At 38.9% G+C, this 20,030-nt stretch carries 21 protein-coding genes, 2 rRNA genes, 1 pseudogene and 2 other annotated features; all 24 genes and pseudogenes read left to right on the forward strand.

Annotation, left to right across the window (positions count from 1 at the left end):
• Positions 1–140: ribosomal RNA gene (locus G532_RS0110415) — 23S ribosomal RNA — on the forward strand; the annotation flags it as partial.
• A gap of 83 nt (positions 141–223) precedes the next feature.
• Positions 224–339: ribosomal RNA gene (rrf, locus tag G532_RS0110420) — 5S ribosomal RNA — on the forward strand.
• A 196-nt stretch (positions 340–535) separates the two neighbouring features.
• The gene (locus G532_RS0110425) at positions 536–1,234 is read left to right on the forward strand and encodes an MgtC/SapB family protein (RefSeq protein WP_027964764.1); all 699 of its coding nucleotides are present in this window, start codon (positions 536–538) and stop codon (positions 1,232–1,234) included.
• Between the two features lie 221 nt (positions 1,235–1,455).
• Entirely contained in the window at positions 1,456–1,923 is a 468-nt protein-coding gene (locus tag G532_RS0110430) for a CtsR family transcriptional regulator (protein ID WP_027964765.1), read from the forward strand.
• Between the two features lie 12 nt (positions 1,924–1,935).
• Positions 1,936–2,475, forward strand: coding sequence for a protein-arginine kinase activator protein McsA (mcsA, locus tag G532_RS0110435; RefSeq protein WP_027964766.1), 540 nt, complete (start codon positions 1,936–1,938; stop codon positions 2,473–2,475).
• Complete coding sequence (gene mcsB, locus G532_RS0110440; RefSeq protein ID WP_027964767.1) at positions 2,475–3,542, forward strand: protein-arginine kinase McsB; 1,068 nt, start codon at positions 2,475–2,477, stop codon at positions 3,540–3,542. The genes mcsA and mcsB overlap by 1 nt, the downstream gene beginning before the upstream one ends.
• Before the next feature lie 22 nt (positions 3,543–3,564).
• A complete protein-coding gene (gene clpC, locus G532_RS0110445) occupies positions 3,565–6,018 on the forward strand; it encodes an ATP-dependent protease ATP-binding subunit ClpC (protein ID WP_027964768.1) in 2,454 nt (817 codons plus the stop codon).
• 135 nt (positions 6,019–6,153) lie between these two features.
• Positions 6,154–7,467 (forward strand): DNA repair protein RadA, encoded by a 1,314-nt coding sequence (gene radA, locus G532_RS0110450; RefSeq protein WP_051189147.1) that lies wholly within the window; start codon positions 6,154–6,156, stop codon positions 7,465–7,467.
• Between the two features lie 180 nt (positions 7,468–7,647).
• Positions 7,648–8,751, forward strand: coding sequence for a PIN/TRAM domain-containing protein (locus tag G532_RS0110455; protein ID WP_027964770.1), 1,104 nt, complete (start codon positions 7,648–7,650; stop codon positions 8,749–8,751).
• Between the two features lie 124 nt (positions 8,752–8,875).
• Positions 8,876–9,511 (forward strand): annotated as a pseudogene (gene ispD, locus G532_RS16255) (2-C-methyl-D-erythritol 4-phosphate cytidylyltransferase); the annotation flags it as partial.
• A 51-nt stretch (positions 9,512–9,562) separates the two neighbouring features.
• A complete protein-coding gene (gene ispF / locus G532_RS16260) occupies positions 9,563–10,036 on the forward strand; it encodes a 2-C-methyl-D-erythritol 2,4-cyclodiphosphate synthase (protein WP_245570139.1) in 474 nt (157 codons plus the stop codon).
• Between the two features lie 25 nt (positions 10,037–10,061).
• Positions 10,062–11,522, forward strand: coding sequence for a glutamate--tRNA ligase (gene gltX, locus G532_RS0110465; RefSeq protein WP_027964772.1), 1,461 nt, complete (start codon positions 10,062–10,064; stop codon positions 11,520–11,522).
• A gap of 48 nt (positions 11,523–11,570) precedes the next feature.
• Positions 11,571–11,789: a binding site (T-box leader), on the forward strand.
• Positions 11,790–12,188: 399 nt separating this feature from the next.
• Positions 12,189–12,851, forward strand: coding sequence for a serine O-acetyltransferase (gene cysE / locus G532_RS0110470; RefSeq protein ID WP_027964773.1), 663 nt, complete (start codon positions 12,189–12,191; stop codon positions 12,849–12,851).
• Positions 12,841–14,238, forward strand: coding sequence for a cysteine--tRNA ligase (gene cysS / locus G532_RS0110475; RefSeq protein ID WP_027964774.1), 1,398 nt, complete (start codon positions 12,841–12,843; stop codon positions 14,236–14,238). The genes cysE and cysS overlap by 11 nt, the downstream gene beginning before the upstream one ends.
• Positions 14,235–14,636, forward strand: coding sequence for a Mini-ribonuclease 3 (locus tag G532_RS0110480; RefSeq protein ID WP_027964775.1), 402 nt, complete (start codon positions 14,235–14,237; stop codon positions 14,634–14,636). The genes cysS and G532_RS0110480 overlap by 4 nt, the downstream gene beginning before the upstream one ends.
• Position 14,637: 1 nt before the next feature.
• Positions 14,638–15,378: a 23S rRNA (guanosine(2251)-2'-O)-methyltransferase RlmB gene (gene rlmB / locus G532_RS0110485; protein ID WP_027964776.1), complete on the forward strand. Its 741-nt coding sequence runs from the start codon at positions 14,638–14,640 to the stop codon at positions 15,376–15,378.
• Between the two features lies 1 nt (position 15,379).
• A complete protein-coding gene (locus G532_RS0110490; protein WP_027964777.1) occupies positions 15,380–15,886 on the forward strand; it encodes an NYN domain-containing protein in 507 nt (168 codons plus the stop codon).
• 86 nt (positions 15,887–15,972) lie between these two features.
• The gene (sigH, locus tag G532_RS0110495) at positions 15,973–16,623 is read left to right on the forward strand and encodes an RNA polymerase sporulation sigma factor SigH (protein ID WP_027964778.1); all 651 of its coding nucleotides are present in this window, start codon (positions 15,973–15,975) and stop codon (positions 16,621–16,623) included.
• 86 nt (positions 16,624–16,709) lie between these two features.
• Positions 16,710–16,856, forward strand: coding sequence for a 50S ribosomal protein L33 (gene rpmG / locus G532_RS15900; protein ID WP_084500694.1), 147 nt, complete (start codon positions 16,710–16,712; stop codon positions 16,854–16,856).
• Between the two features lie 34 nt (positions 16,857–16,890).
• Positions 16,891–17,058, forward strand: coding sequence for a preprotein translocase subunit SecE (gene secE, locus G532_RS0110500; RefSeq protein ID WP_027964779.1), 168 nt, complete (start codon positions 16,891–16,893; stop codon positions 17,056–17,058).
• A gap of 209 nt (positions 17,059–17,267) precedes the next feature.
• On the forward strand, positions 17,268–17,801 hold the full coding sequence (nusG, locus tag G532_RS0110505) for a transcription termination/antitermination protein NusG (RefSeq protein ID WP_027964780.1): 534 nt from the start codon (positions 17,268–17,270) through the stop codon (positions 17,799–17,801).
• Positions 17,802–17,937: 136 nt separating this feature from the next.
• Positions 17,938–18,363, forward strand: coding sequence for a 50S ribosomal protein L11 (gene rplK / locus G532_RS0110510; RefSeq protein WP_027964781.1), 426 nt, complete (start codon positions 17,938–17,940; stop codon positions 18,361–18,363).
• 170 nt (positions 18,364–18,533) lie between these two features.
• The gene (rplA, locus tag G532_RS0110515) at positions 18,534–19,229 is read left to right on the forward strand and encodes a 50S ribosomal protein L1 (protein ID WP_027964782.1); all 696 of its coding nucleotides are present in this window, start codon (positions 18,534–18,536) and stop codon (positions 19,227–19,229) included.
• Positions 19,230–19,278: 49 nt separating this feature from the next.
• Positions 19,279–19,424 (forward strand) — a sequence feature (ribosomal protein L10 leader region).
• Between the two features lie 58 nt (positions 19,425–19,482).
• Positions 19,483–19,983: a 50S ribosomal protein L10 gene (gene rplJ / locus G532_RS0110520; protein ID WP_027964783.1), complete on the forward strand. Its 501-nt coding sequence runs from the start codon at positions 19,483–19,485 to the stop codon at positions 19,981–19,983.
• Positions 19,984–20,030 lie beyond the last annotated feature (47 nt).

Raw genomic sequence — 20,030 nt, forward strand, 5'->3', positions numbered from 1 at the left:
ATGAAGCCCCCCTCGAGATGAGATTTCCCATTGCTTCAAGCAAGTAAGATCCCTCAGAGACGATGAGGTAGATAGGTTCGAGGTGGAAGCGTGGTGACACGTGGAGCTGACGAATACTAATCGATCGAGGACTTAACTTCGATCGAACGTGAAACGTTTCGACGCTTGGTTACAAACTCTTATCTAGTTTTGAAGGTACATTCCTTCTAAAAAAGCAACACGATCCGGTAGCAATGGCAGAGAGGCCACACCTGTTCCCATGCCGAACACAGTAGTTAAGCTCTCTAGCGCCGATGGTAGTTGGGGTTCTTCCCCTGTGAGAGTAGGACGCTGCCGGGCAAATTTTAATAGTACGAAGCCAAGAAGTAGTCCTTCTTGGCTTTTTTTTCATAAGTTGAAAAATAGGGAGAAAACCTCCCTAAGTAGTTTTAAATGATTTAATAACAATATAAAAAGAAAAAATAGTTCACTTCATATATAATAAGCTTACACATATAAATGTAATGATGTGTTTTAAATAGGGAGATGAAGAAAGATGGAGGTTATCACCCAATATCTTGGAGAAAACTTCGATGTAATGGTATTTAGAGTGCTTCTCGCTACTGTTTTATGTGGCTTGATCGGCTTTGAAAGAGAGCTTAAACAACACTCTGCAGGTTTTCGGACACATATATTAGTTGGCGTAGGGGCTTGTATTATGATGCTCCTCTCTATTTATGGGTTTGAACCTTATATAACACAATATGATACGATTCAATTTGACCCTGCACGTATCCCTTCGTATGTAATTAGTGGGATTGGTTTCTTAGGTGCTGGAACTATTATGGTGCATGGTATGACAATTCGTGGATTAACAACAGCGGCTTCTATTTGGACAGTCGCAGGCTTAGGACTTGTAGTTGGTGCGGGAATGTACCCGCTTGCTATTTTTGCAACTATAGTTGTTTTGTTAAGTCTCATTTTCCTAAATAGTTTTGAGAATTTCTTTCGGAAGAATAAATCAGATAGTTACTTTCAAATCATCATCTTAAAAGATGTACATTTAAGAGATGTGTTGGAAATATTTGATCAATTTGAATTAATGATACGTAAAATGGAAATCGAGAGTGAAAGTAGTGACTCCAGAAAGATTTTGATCGAATTAGAGAAGAATCAGGAGTTTGATAGAAATGAAATCATTGATCAAGTAAGTAAAATTGAGCATGTAAGATATGTGTACGAAAATAATAAATAGCTTTAGGGTTGATACCTCCACTTTTGTAGTGGGGGTTTTCTTTGTATTATTTTCCATTTTGCAGGCTATTTTTAACTTAAAAAGGGTATATTGATTACTGAAAAAACTTTAATCAAAATGTTTGCAACTAACAATATTATGGGTATAATAAAATTATAGTCAAAGATAGTCAAAGTCAAAACTAATCTTCTAAAACGCTGTTTAGAAAAGGGGGGATGGAGTTGCGAAATATTTCAGATGTGATTGAAGCTTATTTAAAAGAAGTAATTCAATCAAGTAATAGTGATGTGGTAGAACTGAAAAGAAGTGAAATTGCTGATCAGTTTGAGTGTGTGCCTTCGCAAATTAATTATGTAATCAACACACGCTTCACCTTGGAAAAGGGATATTTAGTAGAAAGTAAGCGTGGAGGAGGCGGCTACATTCGAATCATCCGACTTCGTCCCAAGTCAAAGCACGAACTTCTAAATGAAATGCATCTCATTTGTAATAAACCAATTACACAACAGGTTAGTTTTGATTTATTAGATCGTTTAAGGCAGGAAGATTTAATTTCGGATAGAGAATTGCATTTGATGACTAAATTAATGCACCGAGATTTACTTACTCTCCCAGTCCCTGATCGAGATATAATACGTTCGAGAATGTTTCAAGAGTTGATTACGACTATTAAAATGCATGATCGTTAGGAGGGATCTTATATGATGTGTCAAAAGTGTCAGGAGCATGAAGCTGCTGTTCATTATAAACAAGTTGTAAATGGTGAAAAGCAGGAAACACATTTATGTGAAGGTTGCGCACAAGAAGAAGGTTATATGAATTTCTCTGATAATGGCCTTTCTATTCATCAATTTTTAACGAGCATGTTTCCATTCGACCAATCAATTAGTCAAAAACAGCAAGTTAGACGTACGGAAGATGCCGTTTGTAATAAATGCGGTTTATCTTATCAAGCTTTTAGGCGAAAAGGTAAGTTCGGCTGTAGTAATTGCTATGAAACGTTTCATCCTTATTTAGATCCTATTTTGAAGCGTGTGCATAGTGGAAATACAACACATGTTGGTAAAATACCTAAAAAAATAGGTGGAAATTTGCATAAACAACGGGAACTGGATCAGCTCCGAAAGCAATTAGAACAGCTGGTGCAAAATGAGAATTTTGAGGAAGCAGCACCTGTCCGGGACCAAATTAATAAATTGAAGCAAGAATTAGAAGAAGAACGTGAGGGTGGTGATCAATAATGTCATTACAGGACTTTATTAACGAAGCAATCAGCCCTTGGATGAATACAGAAGGTTCCGACAGCGATATTGTTTTAAGTAGTCGAATTCGATTAGCAAGAAATTTTGATTATGCTGCATTTCCAACTAGCGGCGAACAAGAATCATTAATTAAAGTATTAGAGCATATGGAAAAAGAGTATAGTAATCAATCTTACAATCAATTTAAACAGTTTCATTTAGTGAAAATGGCAGAGTTAGAACCGGTTCAAAAGCGTGTGTTGGTAGAGAAACATCTCATTAGCCCACATTTAGCCGAAAACAATCATACGGGAGCAGCACTTATTTCTGAAAATGAGCAAGCCTCGATTATGATTAATGAAGAAGATCACTTGAGATTGCAACTTTACTATCCAGGTTTTGAGTTAACCAAGGCATTAGAAACAGCATCTCAAATTGATGATTGGCTAGAAGAGCGAACGCAGTATGCCTTTGATGAACAGAGAGGTTATCTCACGAGTTGCCCGACAAATGTGGGAACAGGACTTCGGGCATCGGTAATGATGCACTTGCCAGCACTAACCATGACGAATAAGATGAATCAAATTGTACCAGAAATTAATAAATTAGGCTTAGTGGTTAGAGGGATTTATGGTGAAGGTAGTGAAGCATTAGGCCAACTTTTCCAAGTATCTAATCAGATTACTCTAGGAAAGTCAGAAGAAGAGATCGTAGAGGACTTAAAAAGTGTCGTTCAACAATTGATAGAAAGCGAGCGACGTGCAAGGGAGTGGCTATTGCAACAATCGGGTATACAGTTGGAGGATCGAATCTTTAGATCTTATGGTGTGTTAGCCCATAGTAGAATTATTGAATCGAAGGAAGCTTCTAAATGTTTATCAGATGTCCGGCTAGGTATTGATCTAGGCTACATTAAGAATGTATCTAAAAATATTTTGAATGAATTAATGGTCTTAACACAGCCAGGATTTTTGCAACACTATGCACAAAAAGCATTGAATCCAAAAGAGCGCGATGCATTCCGAGCACACTTGATACGTGAACGTTTGCAATTAGAACAATATTAATATACCAAGGAGGTAATGGAAGATGATGTTTGGAAGATTTACAGAAAGAGCACAAAAAGTATTAGCATTATCACAAGAAGAGGCTCTACGTTTAGGGCATAACAATATAGGAACAGAGCATATCTTATTAGGTTTAATTAAAGAAGGGGACGGCATCGCTGCTAAATCATTAAAGGCTTTAAATGTGACAGCGGAGCAGATCCAATCAGAGGTGGAGCAATTGATTGGTACTGGTCAAAATTCCGCTCAAACGATTCACTATACACCTCGTGCGAAAAAAGTTATTGAGCTATCTATGGATGAAGCACGAAAGCTGAATCATTCTTACGTAGGAACAGAGCATATTTTACTTGGGTTGATTCGTGAAGGTGAAGGTGTGGCAGCGAGAGTCTTTAATAATTTAGGTGTGAGTTTAAATAAAGCGCGCCAGCAAGTGCTACAATTATTAGGTAGCAATGAATCTACTTCGAACCAAAAGCAACCAAAACAGGCAAGCAATGCGAATACGCCAACGTTAGACTCATTGGCGCGTGATTTAACGGCTGTTGCTAAAGAAGGCAATATAGACCCTGTGATTGGAAGAGGGAAAGAGATTGAACGTGTTATCCAAGTATTGAGTCGTCGTCGTAAAAATAACCCAGTATTAATCGGGGAACCGGGTGTCGGTAAAACGGCTATTGCTGAAGGGTTAGCGCAACAAATCGTCAATAATGAAATCCCAGAGATTTTACGTGATAAGCGTGTAATGACTTTGGATATGGGAACTGTAGTCGCTGGTACTAAATACCGCGGTGAATTTGAAGATCGTTTGAAAAAAGTAATGGAAGAGATTCGTCAAGCTCGCAACATTATTCTATTTATTGATGAATTGCATACATTAATCGGTGCTGGTGGAGCAGAAGGTGCAATTGATGCATCTAATATCTTAAAACCTGCATTAGCACGTGGTGACCTTCAATGTATCGGTGCCACCACCCTTGATGAGTACCGTAAGTATATTGAAAAAGATGCCGCTTTAGAGCGTCGTTTCCAACCGATCCAAGTAGATGAGCCGACTCCTGAAGAGGCGCAACAAATCTTAGAGGGATTAAGAGATCGTTATGAAGCGCACCACCGCGTTACCATTTCAGATGATGCAATTAGCAGTGCGGTACGTTTATCTGACCGTTATATTACCGACCGCTTTTTACCAGATAAAGCGATTGATTTAATTGATGAAGCTGCTTCTAGAGTTCGTTTAAGAAGCTACACGGCGCCACCAAACTTAAAAGAGGTGGAAGCAAAGCTTGAAGAAGTGAAGAAAGAAAAGGATGCCGCAGTACAGAGTCAAGAGTTTGAAAAAGCAGCATCTTTACGAGATAAAGAACAGAAGCTTAAAGATGAATTAGAAAAAACGAAAAATGAATGGAAACAAAAACAAGGTCAGGAAAGCTCTGAAGTAACTCTAGAAGATATTGCTCATGTTGTTTCTACATGGACTGGTGTCCCGGTATCTCGTCTAGCAAAAGATGAAACGGAGAAGCTTCTAAACCTTGAAGAAACATTACACGGAAGAGTAATCGGTCAGGATGAAGCAGTAAAAGCTGTTTCAAAAGCGATTCGCCGTGCTAGAGCTGGTCTTAAAGATCCAAAACGTCCAATCGGTTCGTTTATTTTCCTAGGACCAACAGGTGTTGGTAAAACAGAGCTTGCAAGAGCACTTGCTACTTCAATGTTTGGGGATGAAGACGCGATGATCCGTGTTGACATGTCAGAGTACATGGAGAAGCATGCAACATCTCGATTAGTCGGTTCACCTCCTGGGTATGTTGGATATGAAGAGGGCGGACAACTAACAGAAAAAGTTCGTCAAAAGCCTTATTCTGTTATCCTATTAGATGAAATTGAAAAAGCACACCCAGAAGTGTTTAATATCTTACTACAAGTGCTAGAAGACGGTAGACTAACGGACTCTAAAGGTCGCGTAGTCGATTTCCGTAATACAGTAGTAATTATGACTTCTAATGTTGGTGCACATGAATTACGCCGCCAAAAATATGTTGGCTTTAGTTTAGAAGATAATAAACAAGATCATGCACAAATGAAGTCTAAGGTAATGGAAGAATTGAAAAAAGCGTTCCGTCCGGAGTTCTTAAACCGTGTGGATGAAACCATTGTGTTCCATTCTCTTGAAAAAGAGCATATCGGAGAAATTGTGCAGCTAATGGTGAAGCAATTGCAAGACCGCTTAATAGAAAACGATATTCACTTCACTTTAACTGATGCTGCGATTAAGAAAATTGCTGATGAGGGAATGGATTTAGAATATGGTGCAAGACCTCTACGTCGTTCGATTCAGAAGAACGTAGAAGATTTCTTATCAGAAGAATTACTAAGAGGTCAGCTGGAAACTGGTCAGTCTGTAGAAATTGATGTAAATGATGACGGTGAATTTTATATCTCATCCAGACAACAATTGGAGACGACAGAGAAATAAAGGGATGAAACAGCCGGTCGACATTTTGTCCGGCTGTTTTATGCTTTTCTTGTACATAAGGGGGAAAATGTAGTGGCGAAGAAGGCTAAAGTGGTGTTTTTTTGTCAAGAATGTGGATATGAATCCGCAAAATGGATGGGCAAGTGTCCTGTTTGTAACCAATGGAATACGATGGTTGAAGAAAAAGTTCAGTCTCAAAAAACAGAAAGGCACGCGCTGGGAAGTGATCAACAACGTACGCGTAAGAAACCTCAGAAGATTCAATCCATCTCTTCCGATGAAGAAAAACGAATCACAACAAAAATGGAGGAGGTTAACCGTGTACTAGGTGGAGGAGTGGTACCAGGTTCTTTAGTTTTAATTGGAGGAGACCCAGGTATTGGTAAATCTACTTTATTGCTACAACTGTCCGCGCAAATTGCCATGAAGGATCTAAACGTCTTATATATTTCTGGGGAGGAATCTGAAAAGCAAACGAAGCTCCGTGCAGAGCGACTAGTGGTGGATCAAAGTGAACTATATATCATGGCGGAAACGAACTTAGAATATGTGATTGATGCAATTGAAGATACCAATCCTGCATTTGTCGTCATTGACTCGATCCAAACCGTCTACCACGATGCAGTGACTTCTGCTCCGGGTTCTGTTTCGCAAGTTCGTGAGTGTACGAGTGCATTGATGAAAGTTGCTAAAACGAAGGGTATTCCGATCTTCATCGTAGGGCATGTGACGAAGGAAGGGAATATTGCGGGACCAAGACTTCTAGAACATATGGTAGATACGGTGCTATATTTCGAAGGGGAACGTCATCATAGCTTTCGTATTTTAAGAAGTGTGAAAAATCGTTTTGGAAGTACACATGAGATGGGAATCTTCGAAATGAAAGAAGAAGGGTTAGTAGAGGTAAGTAATCCCTCTGAAATCTTCTTAGAAGAACGTTCACAAGGAGTTGCCGGTTCAACCGTAGTAGCTTCATTGGAAGGGACGCGACCGTTACTCGTGGAGATCCAAGCGCTAATTTCTCCAACACAATTTGGTCATTCCAGAAGAATGTCGACCGGGTTGGATCACAATAGGGTCCCTTTATTAATGGCGGTTTTAGAAAAACGAGCAGGGTTATTGCTACAAAATCAGGACGCCTATGTAAAAGTTGCTGGCGGGGTGAAGTTGGATGAACCAGCAATTGACTTAGCTGTTGCAATTAGTATCGCCTCAAGCTTTAAAGATCAGCCCACTCGACCAGATGATGTATTCATTGGGGAAGTCGGGTTAACCGGTGAAGTACGAAGAGTTGCCCGAATAGAACAACGTGTAAACGAAGCACAAAAGCTTGGGTTCAAACGAATTATTTTACCATCCAATAATCTAGGAACTCTTAAAGCTCCAGATGGCGTGGAATTAGTAGGAGTTAGTTCTGTTCAAGAAGCCTTGAAAGAGACACTGGAATAAAATGTTTCATACATGTATCAAATGTAATAATATTGACACATTCTATAGAAGCTGATAAAATAATTAGTTTATTTTGACGATTATAATTAAGCTGTGCTATAATTTAGTATTAATTATACAATTGCCAATTTATTTCATAGATTAAATAGGTTGGCAATTAATTATTAGGAGGTGCAAGTGTTGCTAAAACGTATTATACAGCTGTTTATATTAATTGCTGGTGGTGTAATTGGGTACCTTTACTTTCCCGACCTTGCCGCTTTAGCTGGTTTTGACAGTCCACAATGGTTAATTCCTTATTTTGGCTTATTGTTAGGTGCAATCATATTATTTCTTATTTCATTCTGGTTAGTGGATTATATTGTGGATTTTTTAAAGTTAATTGAGGAGAAACTTGTGAAGGCTCCGGTTGCTGATTTATTATTCGGAAGCCTCGGACTAATCTTTGGTTTGATTATCGCATTTTTAGTAAATATCTATTTGCAAGGCTTTGAGATCGTCTTACTTTCAGAAGTGCTACCAATTTTCACAACCTTTATCATGGGTTATCTAGGCTTTCAAGTTGGTTTTAAACGAAGAAATGAATTCGTTGGATTACTGACGATTAACCGAAAAAGTGAAAAAGAAGAATTAGAAGGAGTAAAGGCTTCAAGTGATGGTAATGTAAAGCCTAAGATCCTTGATACAAGTGTTATTATTGATGGAAGAATCGCTGATATATGCGAAACACAGTTTTTAGAAGGGTCGATCATCATCCCTCATTTTGTTTTAGAAGAGTTGCAGCATATTGCAGATTCATCGGATGTGTTAAAAAGAAACCGTGGGCGACGTGGGTTAGATATATTAAATCGACTGCAAAAAGAAGTCCCTGTGGATGTTCAAATGTACGAAGGGGACTTTGAAGAGATTCAAGAAGTAGATAGCAAGCTTGTGAAGCTAACGAAATTATTAGATGGTATTCTTGTTACGAACGACTTTAATCTAAATAAAGTCTCTGAATTTCAAAATGTGACGGTCTTGAATATTAATGATTTGGCTAACGCTGTGAAACCTGTAGTCTTACCGGGTGAAGAGATGTTTGTTCAAGTGATAAAAGTAGGTAAAGAGGATAAACAGGGTGTCGCTTACCTCGATGACGGGACGATGATTGTCGTAGAGGATGGTAAAGGTCACATCGGTGAACAAGTAGAAGTGATTGTAACAAGTGTCTTGCAAACTTCTGCAGGGAGAATGATTTTCGCTAAACCAAAGCATAACGGAAAACAGGCATCGACTGGTTCATAATAGGGAGTGACTAAGAGGGTTTAGCATATAAATGTTTTACCCTCTTCAGTCATGTTTTTAATGTATGGAAAATGGTTTGTAGTAAACGAGGTGTTATTTGGTGGAACCCGGTTATCAAGTAATTATGTTAGCAGCAGGGCAAGGGAAACGACTAAAGGCAGGTAGAAACAAACAACTAATTCAGCTAGACCAAAAACCACTGATTGCGCATACAGTAGCAGTTTTTGAGCAGGATGAGTGGTGCGAAGAAATTTGTTTGGTAGTCCAACCACAAGAAGAGGAAGTTTTTCGTAATTTATCTAAAAGTTACGGTTGGTCAAAAGTTTCACAATTTGTGCATGGAGGTCAAGAACGCCAGGATAGTGTTCGAAATGGTATAGAGGCATTAAAGGACGAACGGATTACGTTTATCCACGATGGTGCACGTCCGTTTGTTTCGAAACAGGAGCTACATGCGTTATATGAACAGACTAGAAATACAGAAGCGGCATTCTTAGCTGTACCTGTGACCGATACGATTAAAGAGGTGACCGAGCAACAAGTAAAAACATTAGATAGAAAGTATTTGTATGCAGCTCAAACTCCACAGGCTTTTACTTATTCCTTAGCAAAAAAGATCCATGATTTTGCACATGAAAACAAATTTGTTGCTACTGATGATGTTTCTATTGCTGAGGCACTTGGTATTCGTCCTACAGTAGTAAAAGGTAGTTACGACAACTTTAAAATTACTACCCCAGAAGATATACAAAAAGCAGAAAATATGCTACAAATAAATAAGTCAAAAACAGAAGGGAAGTCAGCTTCAACCATGCGAATTGGACAAGGTTTTGATGTACATGAATTGGTCGATGGGAGGCCATGTATCATCGGTGGAGTTGAGATTCCTTATGAAAAAGGTTTGCTAGGACATTCGGATGCCGATGTTTTATTGCATACGATTGCCGATGCCGCCCTTGGTGCCATTGGCGAAGGGGATATCGGGAAACACTTTCCAGACGATGACCCTGAATTTAAAGATGCAGACTCAAAAAAATTATTAAAGCATGTATGGAAAATAGTTGATCAAGCAGGATATAAATTAGGGAATGTGGATTGTACTGTAATCGCGCAAGCACCAAAAATGGCGCCTTACATAGAAGAGATTCGTGGCAAAGTAGCAGAGCTTTTAAACGCATCCATTGAACAAGTTAATGTGAAGGCAACAACTACAGAAAAATTAGGATTTACAGGTAGAAAAGAAGGGATTGCTGCGCAAGCGGTAATTTTGTTAACAGATAAGTAAAGCAGGAAGTGAAAGGGGTATAAAAATGACAGAAGAAGTACGTGTGCGTTATGCACCAAGTCCAACGGGGCACTTACACATTGGTAACGCTAGAACAGCATTATTTAATTACTTATTTGCACGTTCAACCGGAGGAAAATTCATCATCCGTATTGAAGATACTGACCAAAAAAGAAATGTAGAAGGTGGAGACATTGGCCAGTTAGAACATTTGAAGTGGTTAGGAATTGACTGGGATGAGAGTGTTGATGTTGGCGGAGAATTTGGACCATATCGTCAGATGGAACGCATTCATATTTATAAAGAGTATGTGGATGAATTATTAGAAAAAGATTTAGCATATAAATGTTATATGACTGAAGATGAACTAGAACAAGAGCGTGAGGAACAACGAGCGAATGGTCAGGTTCCGATGTATTCAGGTGCTCACCGTAACTTGACACAAGCGGATAGAGAGCGTTTTGAAGCGGAAGGTAGACAACCGAGCATAAGAATTCGAGTTCCGCAAAACGAAACGTACGCATTCCAAGACATTGTAAAGAAAAATATTTCATTCGACTCGAGTGACTTTGGTGACTGGGTAATTATGAAAAAAGATGGTACACCGACGTATAACTTCGCGTGTGCGGTGGATGATTATTTAATGAAAATCACTCACGTTCTACGCGGGGAAGACCATATTTCTAACACTCCAAAACAAATGATGGTGTATCGTGCCTTGGGTTGGGAAGTGCCAACTTTCGCTCACATGACACTCATTGTAAATGACGAGCGTAAGAAGCTAAGTAAGCGTGATGAGAGCATTATTCAATTTATCGAACAATATGCGCAGTTAGGCTATTTACCAGAAGCATTATTTAATTTCATTGGACTATTAGGTTGGTCTCCTGTTGGCGAAGAAGAGCTATTTACAAAAGAACAATTTATTGAAATTTACGACCCAGAGCGCTTATCTACATCGCCTGCTGTATTTGATACAGGCAAGTTAAAATGGATGAACAATCAATATATTAAAGAGAGTTCTTTAGAGCGTGTCATTGATTTATCACTACCGCACTTGATTGAAGCAGGTCGTGTGGAGCCAGGCATGGATGATACGAAGAAACAATGGGTAGAAGATTTAATCGCCCTTTACCATAACCAGTTAAGTTATGGCGCTGAAATTGTAGAATTAACAGAACTATTCTTTAAAAAAGATATTTCGTATGATGCAGAAAGCAAAGAAGTGCTAGATCAAGAGCATGTACCAGCGATGTTAGCTCATTTCAAGACGGAGCTAGAATCGTTAGATGAGTTGACTGCAGAAGAAGTAAAAGCAGCGATTAAGCGTACACAAAAAGAAACTGGCATTAAAGGTAAAAAATTATTTATGCCAATTCGGGTGGCGACAACTGGACAGACGCACGGTCCTGAACTCCCGGATGCGATTACGCTTTTAGGGAAAGATACAGTGGTTCATCGAGTAAATCAATTAACTGCTGAGTAAATCATTCGTCTTTTTCTACACCTTTCGTATATAATAACCATATAAATATGTAAAACGTTGATGAGGAAAGTAAATGACTTGTTTGAAATACAGAGAAAGCTATGAATGCTGAGAGTAGCTTTTGAAACGATCATTGAAATGCACCTCTGAGTCTTTGCTCGAACATAAGTAGAGTGAAGCGGTGAACTACCGTTATCAGTTTGAGGGAGAATAGTCATTGTACTATTCTAAACAGAGTGGAACCGCGCAATAGAAAGCGTCTCTGTCTACATGACGTAGACAGGGACGCTTTTTTAGTCACTAATAATTAAGTTGGTTTTTGGATCGAATTCTAACAAGTTTGGGTGGAGGCATTCGAGGAATCGCTTACCGGCGGACGCTTTCCGCGGGCGCGACCTCAGCTAACTTTGGCAAGAAAAGCACTTGCCAAAGTGGATCTTCGGTTCGCGCTATTTCCGCGAAGTACACGACGTGCAAGTGTCAACGTTGGTCACAGGACGTGACCGCTTTTAGTTGACCAGGAGTCGCCGCCTCACGCGATTCCTCGAATGCTACGAATGTGTGATTATACTCACATAAAGGAAAGTTAAAAACGCTTAGAAGATATTCTTTAAGTCATTTCCCCGTTTTACAAAATAGGATAAAGGCTGAAAGGGGAGGAGAAACATGAAAAAGTTTTTCAAAACATTAAAAGCAGATGTCGATGTTGTATTTGATCAAGATCCAGCTGCTAGAAATAGATTAGAAGTAATTTTAACGTATGCAGGTGTGCATGCTGTTTGGGCTCACCGATTTGCACACGGGCTGCATAAAAAAAAGTTGTTTTTCTTAGCCCGAGTCATTTCTCAGGTTAGTCGGTTTTTCACCGGAATTGAAATCCATCCGGGTGCTAAAATAGGCAGACGCTTTTTCATTGACCACGGAATGGGAGTCGTCATCGGTGAAACATGTGAAATTGGAGATAATGTTACTGTTTTCCAAGGTGTTACCCTCGGAGGTACTGGGAAAGAAGCAGGAAAGCGTCACCCAACCTTAAAAGATAATGTGCTAGTCGCAACTGGTGCAAAAGTTTTGGGATCGATCGTAATTGATGAGCATTCTAAAATCGGCGCAGGCTCGGTTGTATTAAAAGATGTTCCTAAGTACTCTACTGTGGTAGGTATTCCTGGGAATGTGGTGGTTCAAAATGGTGTGAAAGTGAAGAAGAACTTAGATCACCACGAGCTGCCTGATCCAGTTGCTGATAAATGCGACATGCTAGAACAAAAGATCGCTAATTTACAAAAAGAAATCAATGTACTGAAAGGAGAAAAACAAGATGTCGATTAAAATGTACAATACATTAACGAGACAAAAAGAAACGTTTAAACCAATAGAAGAAAACAAGGTGAAAATGTATGTTTGCGGACCAACCGTTTATAACTATATCCATGTTGGTAATGCCCGCCCGGCAATTGTTTTTGATACCGTCAGACGATACTTGGAGTACGCAGGTTATCAGGTGGATTATGTATTAAACTTTACTGATGTAGATGATAAATTAATTAAAGCAGCAAATGAATTGGGTGAAGCGGTTCCTGATATTGCAGAAAAATTTATACAAGCCTATAAAGACGATGTGGGCAAACTTCATGTGAAAGAAGCCGTACACCACCCGCGTGTAACAGAAACAATGGATGAAATCATAGCATTTATCAAAGGGTTAGTGGATAAAGGGTATGCGTATGAATCAGAGGGGGATGTCTATTTTAAGACACGTTCGTTTGATGATTACGGTAAGCTTTCGCACCAGTCTGTTAATGAACTTCAATCTGGCGCTAGGATTCAAGTTGGGGAGAAGAAACAAGATCCCTTAGACTTTGCTTTATGGAAAGATGCAAAAGACGGTGAAATTACATGGGATAGTCCTTGGGGAAGCGGACGTCCGGGTTGGCATATTGAGTGTTCTGCGATGGCAAAAAAATACCTCGGAGATACCATTGATATTCACGCTGGAGGCCAAGATTTATCCTTTCCACACCATGAAAATGAAATTGCACAGTCAGAATGCATGAATGAGCAAACATTTGCGAACTATTGGCTTCATAATGGCTATATTCAAATTGATAATGAGAAAATGTCGAAGTCACTTGGCAACTTTATTCTTGTCCATGATTTAGTGGAACAACATGATCCTAATGTCGTTAGGTTCTTTATGCTAAGTGTCCATTACCGAAACCCAATCAATTTTAATGATGAATTATTACGAAGTGCTAAAAATAGTTACGACCGAATTAAAACGGCCTACGAAAATTTAAAGCACCGTCGCCAAGTTAGTTTGGATTTAACAGATGAGATCGATGCTTGGAAAGATAAAGTGAATGCACACAGAGATCAATTCGAAGTAGAAATGAATGATGATTTTAATACAGCGAATGCTATTTCTGTATTATTTAATCTTTCTAAAGATGCCAATGTATATATACAAAATAAACAGACATCTACGGAAGTGATTGATGAGTTTATTAAAGCTTTTGATGATATTACAGAGGTATTAGGTTTTAAACTTGCAGAAGAGGCTTTACTCGACGAAGATATTGAAACGTTAATTCAAGAGCGAATTGATGCTAGAAAACAAAAGGATTTCGCTAGAGCGGATGAAATACGTGATCAATTAAAAGAAGAAGGAATCATACTTGAAGACACTGCCCAGGGAACGAGATGGAAAAGGTCATGAGTGATCCCCTCAAACCAAACCTAATGAAAAGTTTAACGTTAGCTTACATGGGTGATGTAATCTATGAGAAATATGTGCGTGAATACTTGATTCGAAAAGGAGAGGTGAAACCACAAGCTCTTCATTCACGTGCTATTTCCTTCGTTTCCGCCAAAGCACAGGCAAGTGTTCTAAACGGTTGGCTTGCAGATGACTTCTTAACGGAGCAAGAACAAGCAGTGGTTCGTAGAGGGAGAAATGCTAAATCAAGCGTTCCTAAAAATACCGATGTCGGCACCTATCGTTACAGTACTGCATTTGAGGCTCTAATGGGATATTTGTATTCTAAGGAAGACTTTGACCGTTTAGATGAATTAGTCATGCAAGCAATTATGCATGTAGAAGAAGGAGGTTCTTAAGGTGTCAGATGAATGGATTGTAGGTAAAAACCCGGTAATAGAAACATTGAAATCAGAGCGATCGATTAATAAAGTAATGGTTCTTGAATCAATGAAACCACAAGTACAACATCAAATTATTCAAGCAGCTAAAGCAAAAGGTGTAAATGTGCAAAAGGTACCCAAACAGAAACTGGATGCGATTGGTGAAAATCATCAAGGGGTGGTTGCTTCTGTTGCTGCCTATGCCTACGCAGAATTAGACGATTTGTTCCTCGTTGCTAAGGAAAGGCAAGAAGATCCTTTCTTTTTAATATTGGACGAGCTGGAAGACCCTCATAATCTAGGTTCGATTATGCGAACGGCTGATGCAGTTGATGCACATGGAATTATTATCCCTAAACGCCGTTCTGTTCAGTTGACACAGACGGTAGCAAAAGCGTCAACAGGAGCAATTGAATATATCCCGGTCGTGCGAGTGACTAATATAAATCAAACGATTGAAACATTAAAAGAAGCGGGTGTGTGGATTGTCGGCACGGACGCAAGTGGTTCTCAAGATTACCGCCAAGGAGACTACAACTTACCACTAGCGCTGGTGATTGGTAGTGAAGGAAAAGGGATGAACCGATTAGTTCAAAAGAATTGCGACTGGTTAGTATCCCTTCCGATGCAAGGTCATGTCACGTCTTTAAATGCTTCTGTTTCAGCAAGCATTTTGATGTATGAAGTCCATCGCCATCGCTTCCCTCTAGGAGAGTAAAATGATTGTATTAATTGTTGACGGATACAATATGATTGGGGACTGGCCACAGCTTCGGAAGCTTAGAGATCACGACTTAGAAAAGGCAAGAAAACTTTTAATTGATATGCTCGCAGAATTCCAGGCCTATACCGGTCATCGTGTGATGGTTGTGTTTGATGCTTACACTGTTAGGGATGTGGAGCGTCATTTTCAGGATGCGAAAGTTGAAGTTGTTTTCACAAAAGAAAAAGAGACAGCAGATGAGAAAATTGAAAAATTAATTAAAGAAATTAAAAACGTGAAGACAAAAGTCTATGTTGCTACCTCTGACTACGCAGAACAGTGGACCGTTTTTTCTCGCGGGGCGCTACGGATGTCTGCAAGAGAGCTATTAATTGAAATTGAAGCAATTGATCAGGACATACAAAAAGACCTAGATCTACAAGCAGAAGATAAACCTAAATCAAAAATTCCACTAAGTGATGATGTGTTGAAACAGTTCGAAAATTGGCGAAGGGGAAAATAATACTAATATTTAGTTGACTGAAAATTCACAACTCCTGTATAATAACCTTATATTGACAGGGCGCCTTAATTCAGGAGGAATAATTTGTGAACATCAGAGAAAAAAGTAAACCCCAAAGTGGTTATCACGAGTTAGAAGATGAAGCACTTATCATACTTGTTCAGGAAAATGATGTACAAGCTTTAGAATTCTTAATCTCAAAGTACCGTGGATTCGTGCGTTCCAAAGCACGTACATACTTTCTTATTGGTGCTGATCGGGAAGACATTATGCAAGAAGGGATGATCGGATTATATAAAGCAATCCGAGATTATCAGCCTGATAAACTTTCATCCTTTAAAGTGTTTGCTGAACTATGTGTGAAGCGCCAAATTATTACTGCTATTAAAACTGCTACAAGACAAAAGCATAGTCCATTGAATTCTTACGTATCGTTAGACAAGCCAGTTTATGAGGAAGATTCTGACCGAACATTAATAGATGTCATTGCAGAAGACGACTTGTCAGACCCAGAACAATTATTATTGAATCAAGAAAGATATGGGGATATGGAAGAAAAAATGGAAGAGTTACTAAGTGGGCTAGAACGGGAAGTTTTACAGCTCTATTTAGATGGCCGTACATACCAAGAGATTTCTGTCCTTCTAAATCGTCATGTAAAATCTATTGATAATGCACTGCAACGTGTCAAAAAGAAACTAGAAAAGCACCTTGCTGCCACTGAAATTGTCTTATAAGTATTTTTATTTAACACATTTGACATCAAAACACCAGCGTGGTAGATTAGTAAAAGTGATAAATTAGGATAAGAAGAGGGCAAAACATGCGGAAAAAGGTAGCATTAGCATGTGTATCCTGTAACCAAAGGAATTACACAACTGAAAAGCGTTCTGACTCAAATGAACGAGTTGAAATAAAGAAATATTGTAAGCAGTGTGGGCAACACACATTACACCGCGAAACGAAATAGCTGCTGGTTTAGGTGTTAGTAGGGGGGACAAACTGTGTTTAGGTTTTTAAAAGATGTAAATCGTGAAATGCGTAAAGTTACATGGCCAAAGAGTAATGAATTAACACGTTATACGATTATCGTAATCTTTACTGTTATATTCGTAACTGTTTTCTTCACAATTGTCGATTTAGGAATCACGCAAGTACTTGATTTACTATAAATCTAATTTTGATTAAAATGGTTAACCATGTGCTATAATAGAGAAAGTTAAAACGTTATTATTCTTAATGTTTTAATCCCACCGATCGGGTTAAACATTATTAACGTAAGCTTAAAAGCCTAAAAACCCGCTAGCCGGGTTTTTTATTTTAACAATAATTTTTAATTAATGATTAATAATTTGGGAGGGAAGGCTCAGAGCCACTGAAGATGGAAAAGAATTGGTATGCAGTTCACACGTACTCTGGTTATGAAAACAAAGTAAGATTGAACTTAGAAAAAAGAATTGAATCTATGGGCATGGAAGATAAAATCTTTCGTATTATTGTGCCAGAAGAAGAAGAAACGGAAGTTAAAGATGGTAAAAGAAAAACATCTATGAAGAAAGTCTTTCCAGGTTACGTATTAGCAGAGATGGTAATGACTGACGATTCGTGGTTCGTAGTTCGTAATACACCAGGGGTTACAGGATTTGTTGGTTCATCAGGTTCTGGTGCGAAACCCACTCCCTTATTGCCAGAAGAAGCAGACCGTGTGTTAAAACGAATGGGTGTGAAAGAATCTGCACCAGAGATTGATTTTGAGCTAAAAGAAAAGGTCAACGTGACAGAAGGTCCGTTTGCTAACTTCAGCGGAACTGTTGAGCACATTGACTTAGATAAGCAGAAGATCAAGGTGCATGTGAATATGTTTGGAAGAGAAACACCAGTAGAGCTAGAGTTCACTCAAATTGAAAAATTATAATTAGGTGCTTGCACTATAGCTCAATAAATGCTAAAATTTTTATGTTTCTAATGGCTATAAAGCTAAGAGATAAAATGGAGTGGGAGGGGCAAGAGTCCCCAATTACCACATCACGGACTTTAAGGAGGTGTGTCTCGTGGCTAAAAAAGTAGTAAAAGTAGTAAAACTTCAAATCCCTGCAGGTAAAGCGAATCCAGCTCCACCAGTAGGTCCAGCACTAGGTCAAGCTGGTATTAATATCATGGGATTCTGTAAGGAATTCAATGCTCAAACACAAGACGAAGCTGGTATGATTATTCCGGTTGAAATTTCGGTGTATGAAGACCGTTCATTTACATTCGTAACGAAAACTCCACCAGCAGCTGTTCTTCTTAAGAAAGCGGCAGGAATTGAGTCAGGTTCTGGTGAACCAAATCGTAATAAAGTTGCTACGGTTAAGCGTGATCAAGTACGTGAAATCGCAGAAACTAAAATGCCTGATTTAAATGCAGGTAGTGTTGATGCTGCTGTGCTTATGGTTGAAGGTACTGCACGTAGCATGGGAATTGTCGTAGAAGACTAATTTTACGATCGTAGGTTGCGAGAAGAAACATAGAATGATAATCCTTTAACAGTGTTAAAGGATTATACTATTGTTTAACACTATCGATTCTTCGATAGGATGGATTCTTTCTCACAACCTTTATTCGTGGGAGGTCAAACCGTTAAAACCACAATGAGGAGGAAGTTAACATGGCAAAAAGAGGTAAAAAATATCAAGAAGCTTTGAAACTTGTTGATCGTACAAAAACGTACGCAGCAACTGAAGCGATTGATTTAGTGAAAAAGACATCAATTGCAAATTTTGATGAGTCTGTAGAAGCAGCTTTTCGTTTAGGTGTTGACCCTAAGAAAGCTGATCAACAAATTCGTGGAGCAATGGTGCTACCACACGGAACTGGTAAGACACAGCGTGTTCTAGTTATTGCTAAAGGCGATAAAGCTACTGAAGCTGAAAACGCTGGAGCTGATTATGTAGGTGAAGATTACATTAATAAAATTAACCAAGGTTGGTTTGAGTTTGATGTAGTTGTTGCTACACCTGACATGATGGCTGAAGTTGGTAAACTTGGACGTACATTAGGGCCAAAAGGTTTAATGCCAAACCCTAAAACTGGAACAGTAACTTTCGAAATCGAAAAAGCAGTACAAGAAATCAAAGCAGGTAAGGTAGAATACCGCGTTGATAAATCTGGTAATGTGCACGTTCCAATCGGAAAAGTTTCTTTCGACGAGCAAAAGCTTGTTGAAAACTTTGAAGCAATCACTGAAACATTAGTAAAAGCGAAGCCTCAGTCGTCTAAAGGTACTTATATGCGTACCGTAGCTGTCGCTTCTACAATGGGTCCTGGAATCCGTGTAGATGCTTCTAACTACATTCGCAAGTAATTCTTTGGTTGACTTTTAATCAGTATGTATATATAATGATTTTTGGTGAAAACAATACTAACTTATACCGTAGACAGTAGGAGCAGCAATGCTTAAATTTCCTGCCGAGGTGTGTGAACGGATATTTTGTACGTAACGGTACAAGAAGGACTATTCATGCCTCCATGTCTACATGGAGGCATTTTTATGTTTTATGACATGAAGTCACCAATCGGTATAGTTAATAGTTAATCAATATTTAGGGGGTGGAACGATGAGCTTAGTTCTTGACCACAAGAAACAGCAGGTCGAACAAATCGCTGAAAGCTTTCAAAATAGCAAAACTTCTGTACTAGTTGATTATCGTGGATTAAACGTTGAGCAAGTGAACGAACTACGTAAGCAGTTGCGTGAAGCAGGTGTAGAATACCGTGTTTACAAAAACACTATGACACGCCGTGCTATTGAAAAAGCTGGATACGAAGAATTAAATGACTTACTAGTAGGTCCAACAGCAATCGCTTTTTGTGAAGACGATGCAGTTGCTCCTGCGAAAGTAATTGGTCAGTTCGCGAAAGATAACGAAGCCTTGGAAATTAAAGGTGGAGTGATTGAAGGTAGTGTTGCTACTGTTGATCAGATCAAAGAACTTTCCGAGCTACCATCATACGAAGGTCTTATTTCTATGGTACTCAGCGTACTACAAGCACCAGTGCGAAACTTCGCATACGCAACAAAAGCTGTTGCAGAACAAAAAGAAGAAGAGAGCGCTTAGGTAGCGTCCTAGTCGGATAAACAGAAATGAAAACAAATATGAGGAGG

This window comes from Halalkalibacillus halophilus DSM 18494, assembly GCF_000423105.1.
In the GTDB taxonomy this organism is placed as follows: Bacteria; Bacillota; Bacilli; order Bacillales; family Alkalibacillaceae; genus Halalkalibacillus; species Halalkalibacillus halophilus.

Coding starts and splice junctions, on each gene's coding strand:
- G532_RS0110425 (WP_027964764.1), top strand. CDS start 536: ATGGAGGTTATCACCCAATATCTTGGAGAAAACTTCGATGTAATGGTA.
- mcsA (WP_027964766.1), top strand. CDS start 1,936: ATGATGTGTCAAAAGTGTCAGGAGCATGAAGCTGCTGTTCATTATAAA.
- mcsB (WP_027964767.1), top strand. CDS start 2,475: ATGTCATTACAGGACTTTATTAACGAAGCAATCAGCCCTTGGATGAAT.
- clpC (WP_027964768.1), top strand. CDS start 3,565: ATGATGTTTGGAAGATTTACAGAAAGAGCACAAAAAGTATTAGCATTA.
- radA (WP_051189147.1), top strand. CDS start 6,154: ATGGGCAAGTGTCCTGTTTGTAACCAATGGAATACGATGGTTGAAGAA.
- ispF (WP_245570139.1), top strand. CDS start 9,563: ATGCGAATTGGACAAGGTTTTGATGTACATGAATTGGTCGATGGGAGG.
- gltX (WP_027964772.1), top strand. CDS start 10,062: ATGACAGAAGAAGTACGTGTGCGTTATGCACCAAGTCCAACGGGGCAC.
- cysE (WP_027964773.1), top strand. CDS start 12,189: ATGAAAAAGTTTTTCAAAACATTAAAAGCAGATGTCGATGTTGTATTT.
- cysS (WP_027964774.1), top strand. CDS start 12,841: ATGTCGATTAAAATGTACAATACATTAACGAGACAAAAAGAAACGTTT.
- G532_RS0110480 (WP_027964775.1), top strand. CDS start 14,235: ATGAGTGATCCCCTCAAACCAAACCTAATGAAAAGTTTAACGTTAGCT.
- G532_RS0110490 (WP_027964777.1), top strand. CDS start 15,380: ATGATTGTATTAATTGTTGACGGATACAATATGATTGGGGACTGGCCA.
- rpmG (WP_084500694.1), top strand. CDS start 16,710: ATGCGGAAAAAGGTAGCATTAGCATGTGTATCCTGTAACCAAAGGAAT.
- nusG (WP_027964780.1), top strand. CDS start 17,268: ATGGAAAAGAATTGGTATGCAGTTCACACGTACTCTGGTTATGAAAAC.
- rplA (WP_027964782.1), top strand. CDS start 18,534: ATGGCAAAAAGAGGTAAAAAATATCAAGAAGCTTTGAAACTTGTTGAT.
- rplJ (WP_027964783.1), top strand. CDS start 19,483: ATGAGCTTAGTTCTTGACCACAAGAAACAGCAGGTCGAACAAATCGCT.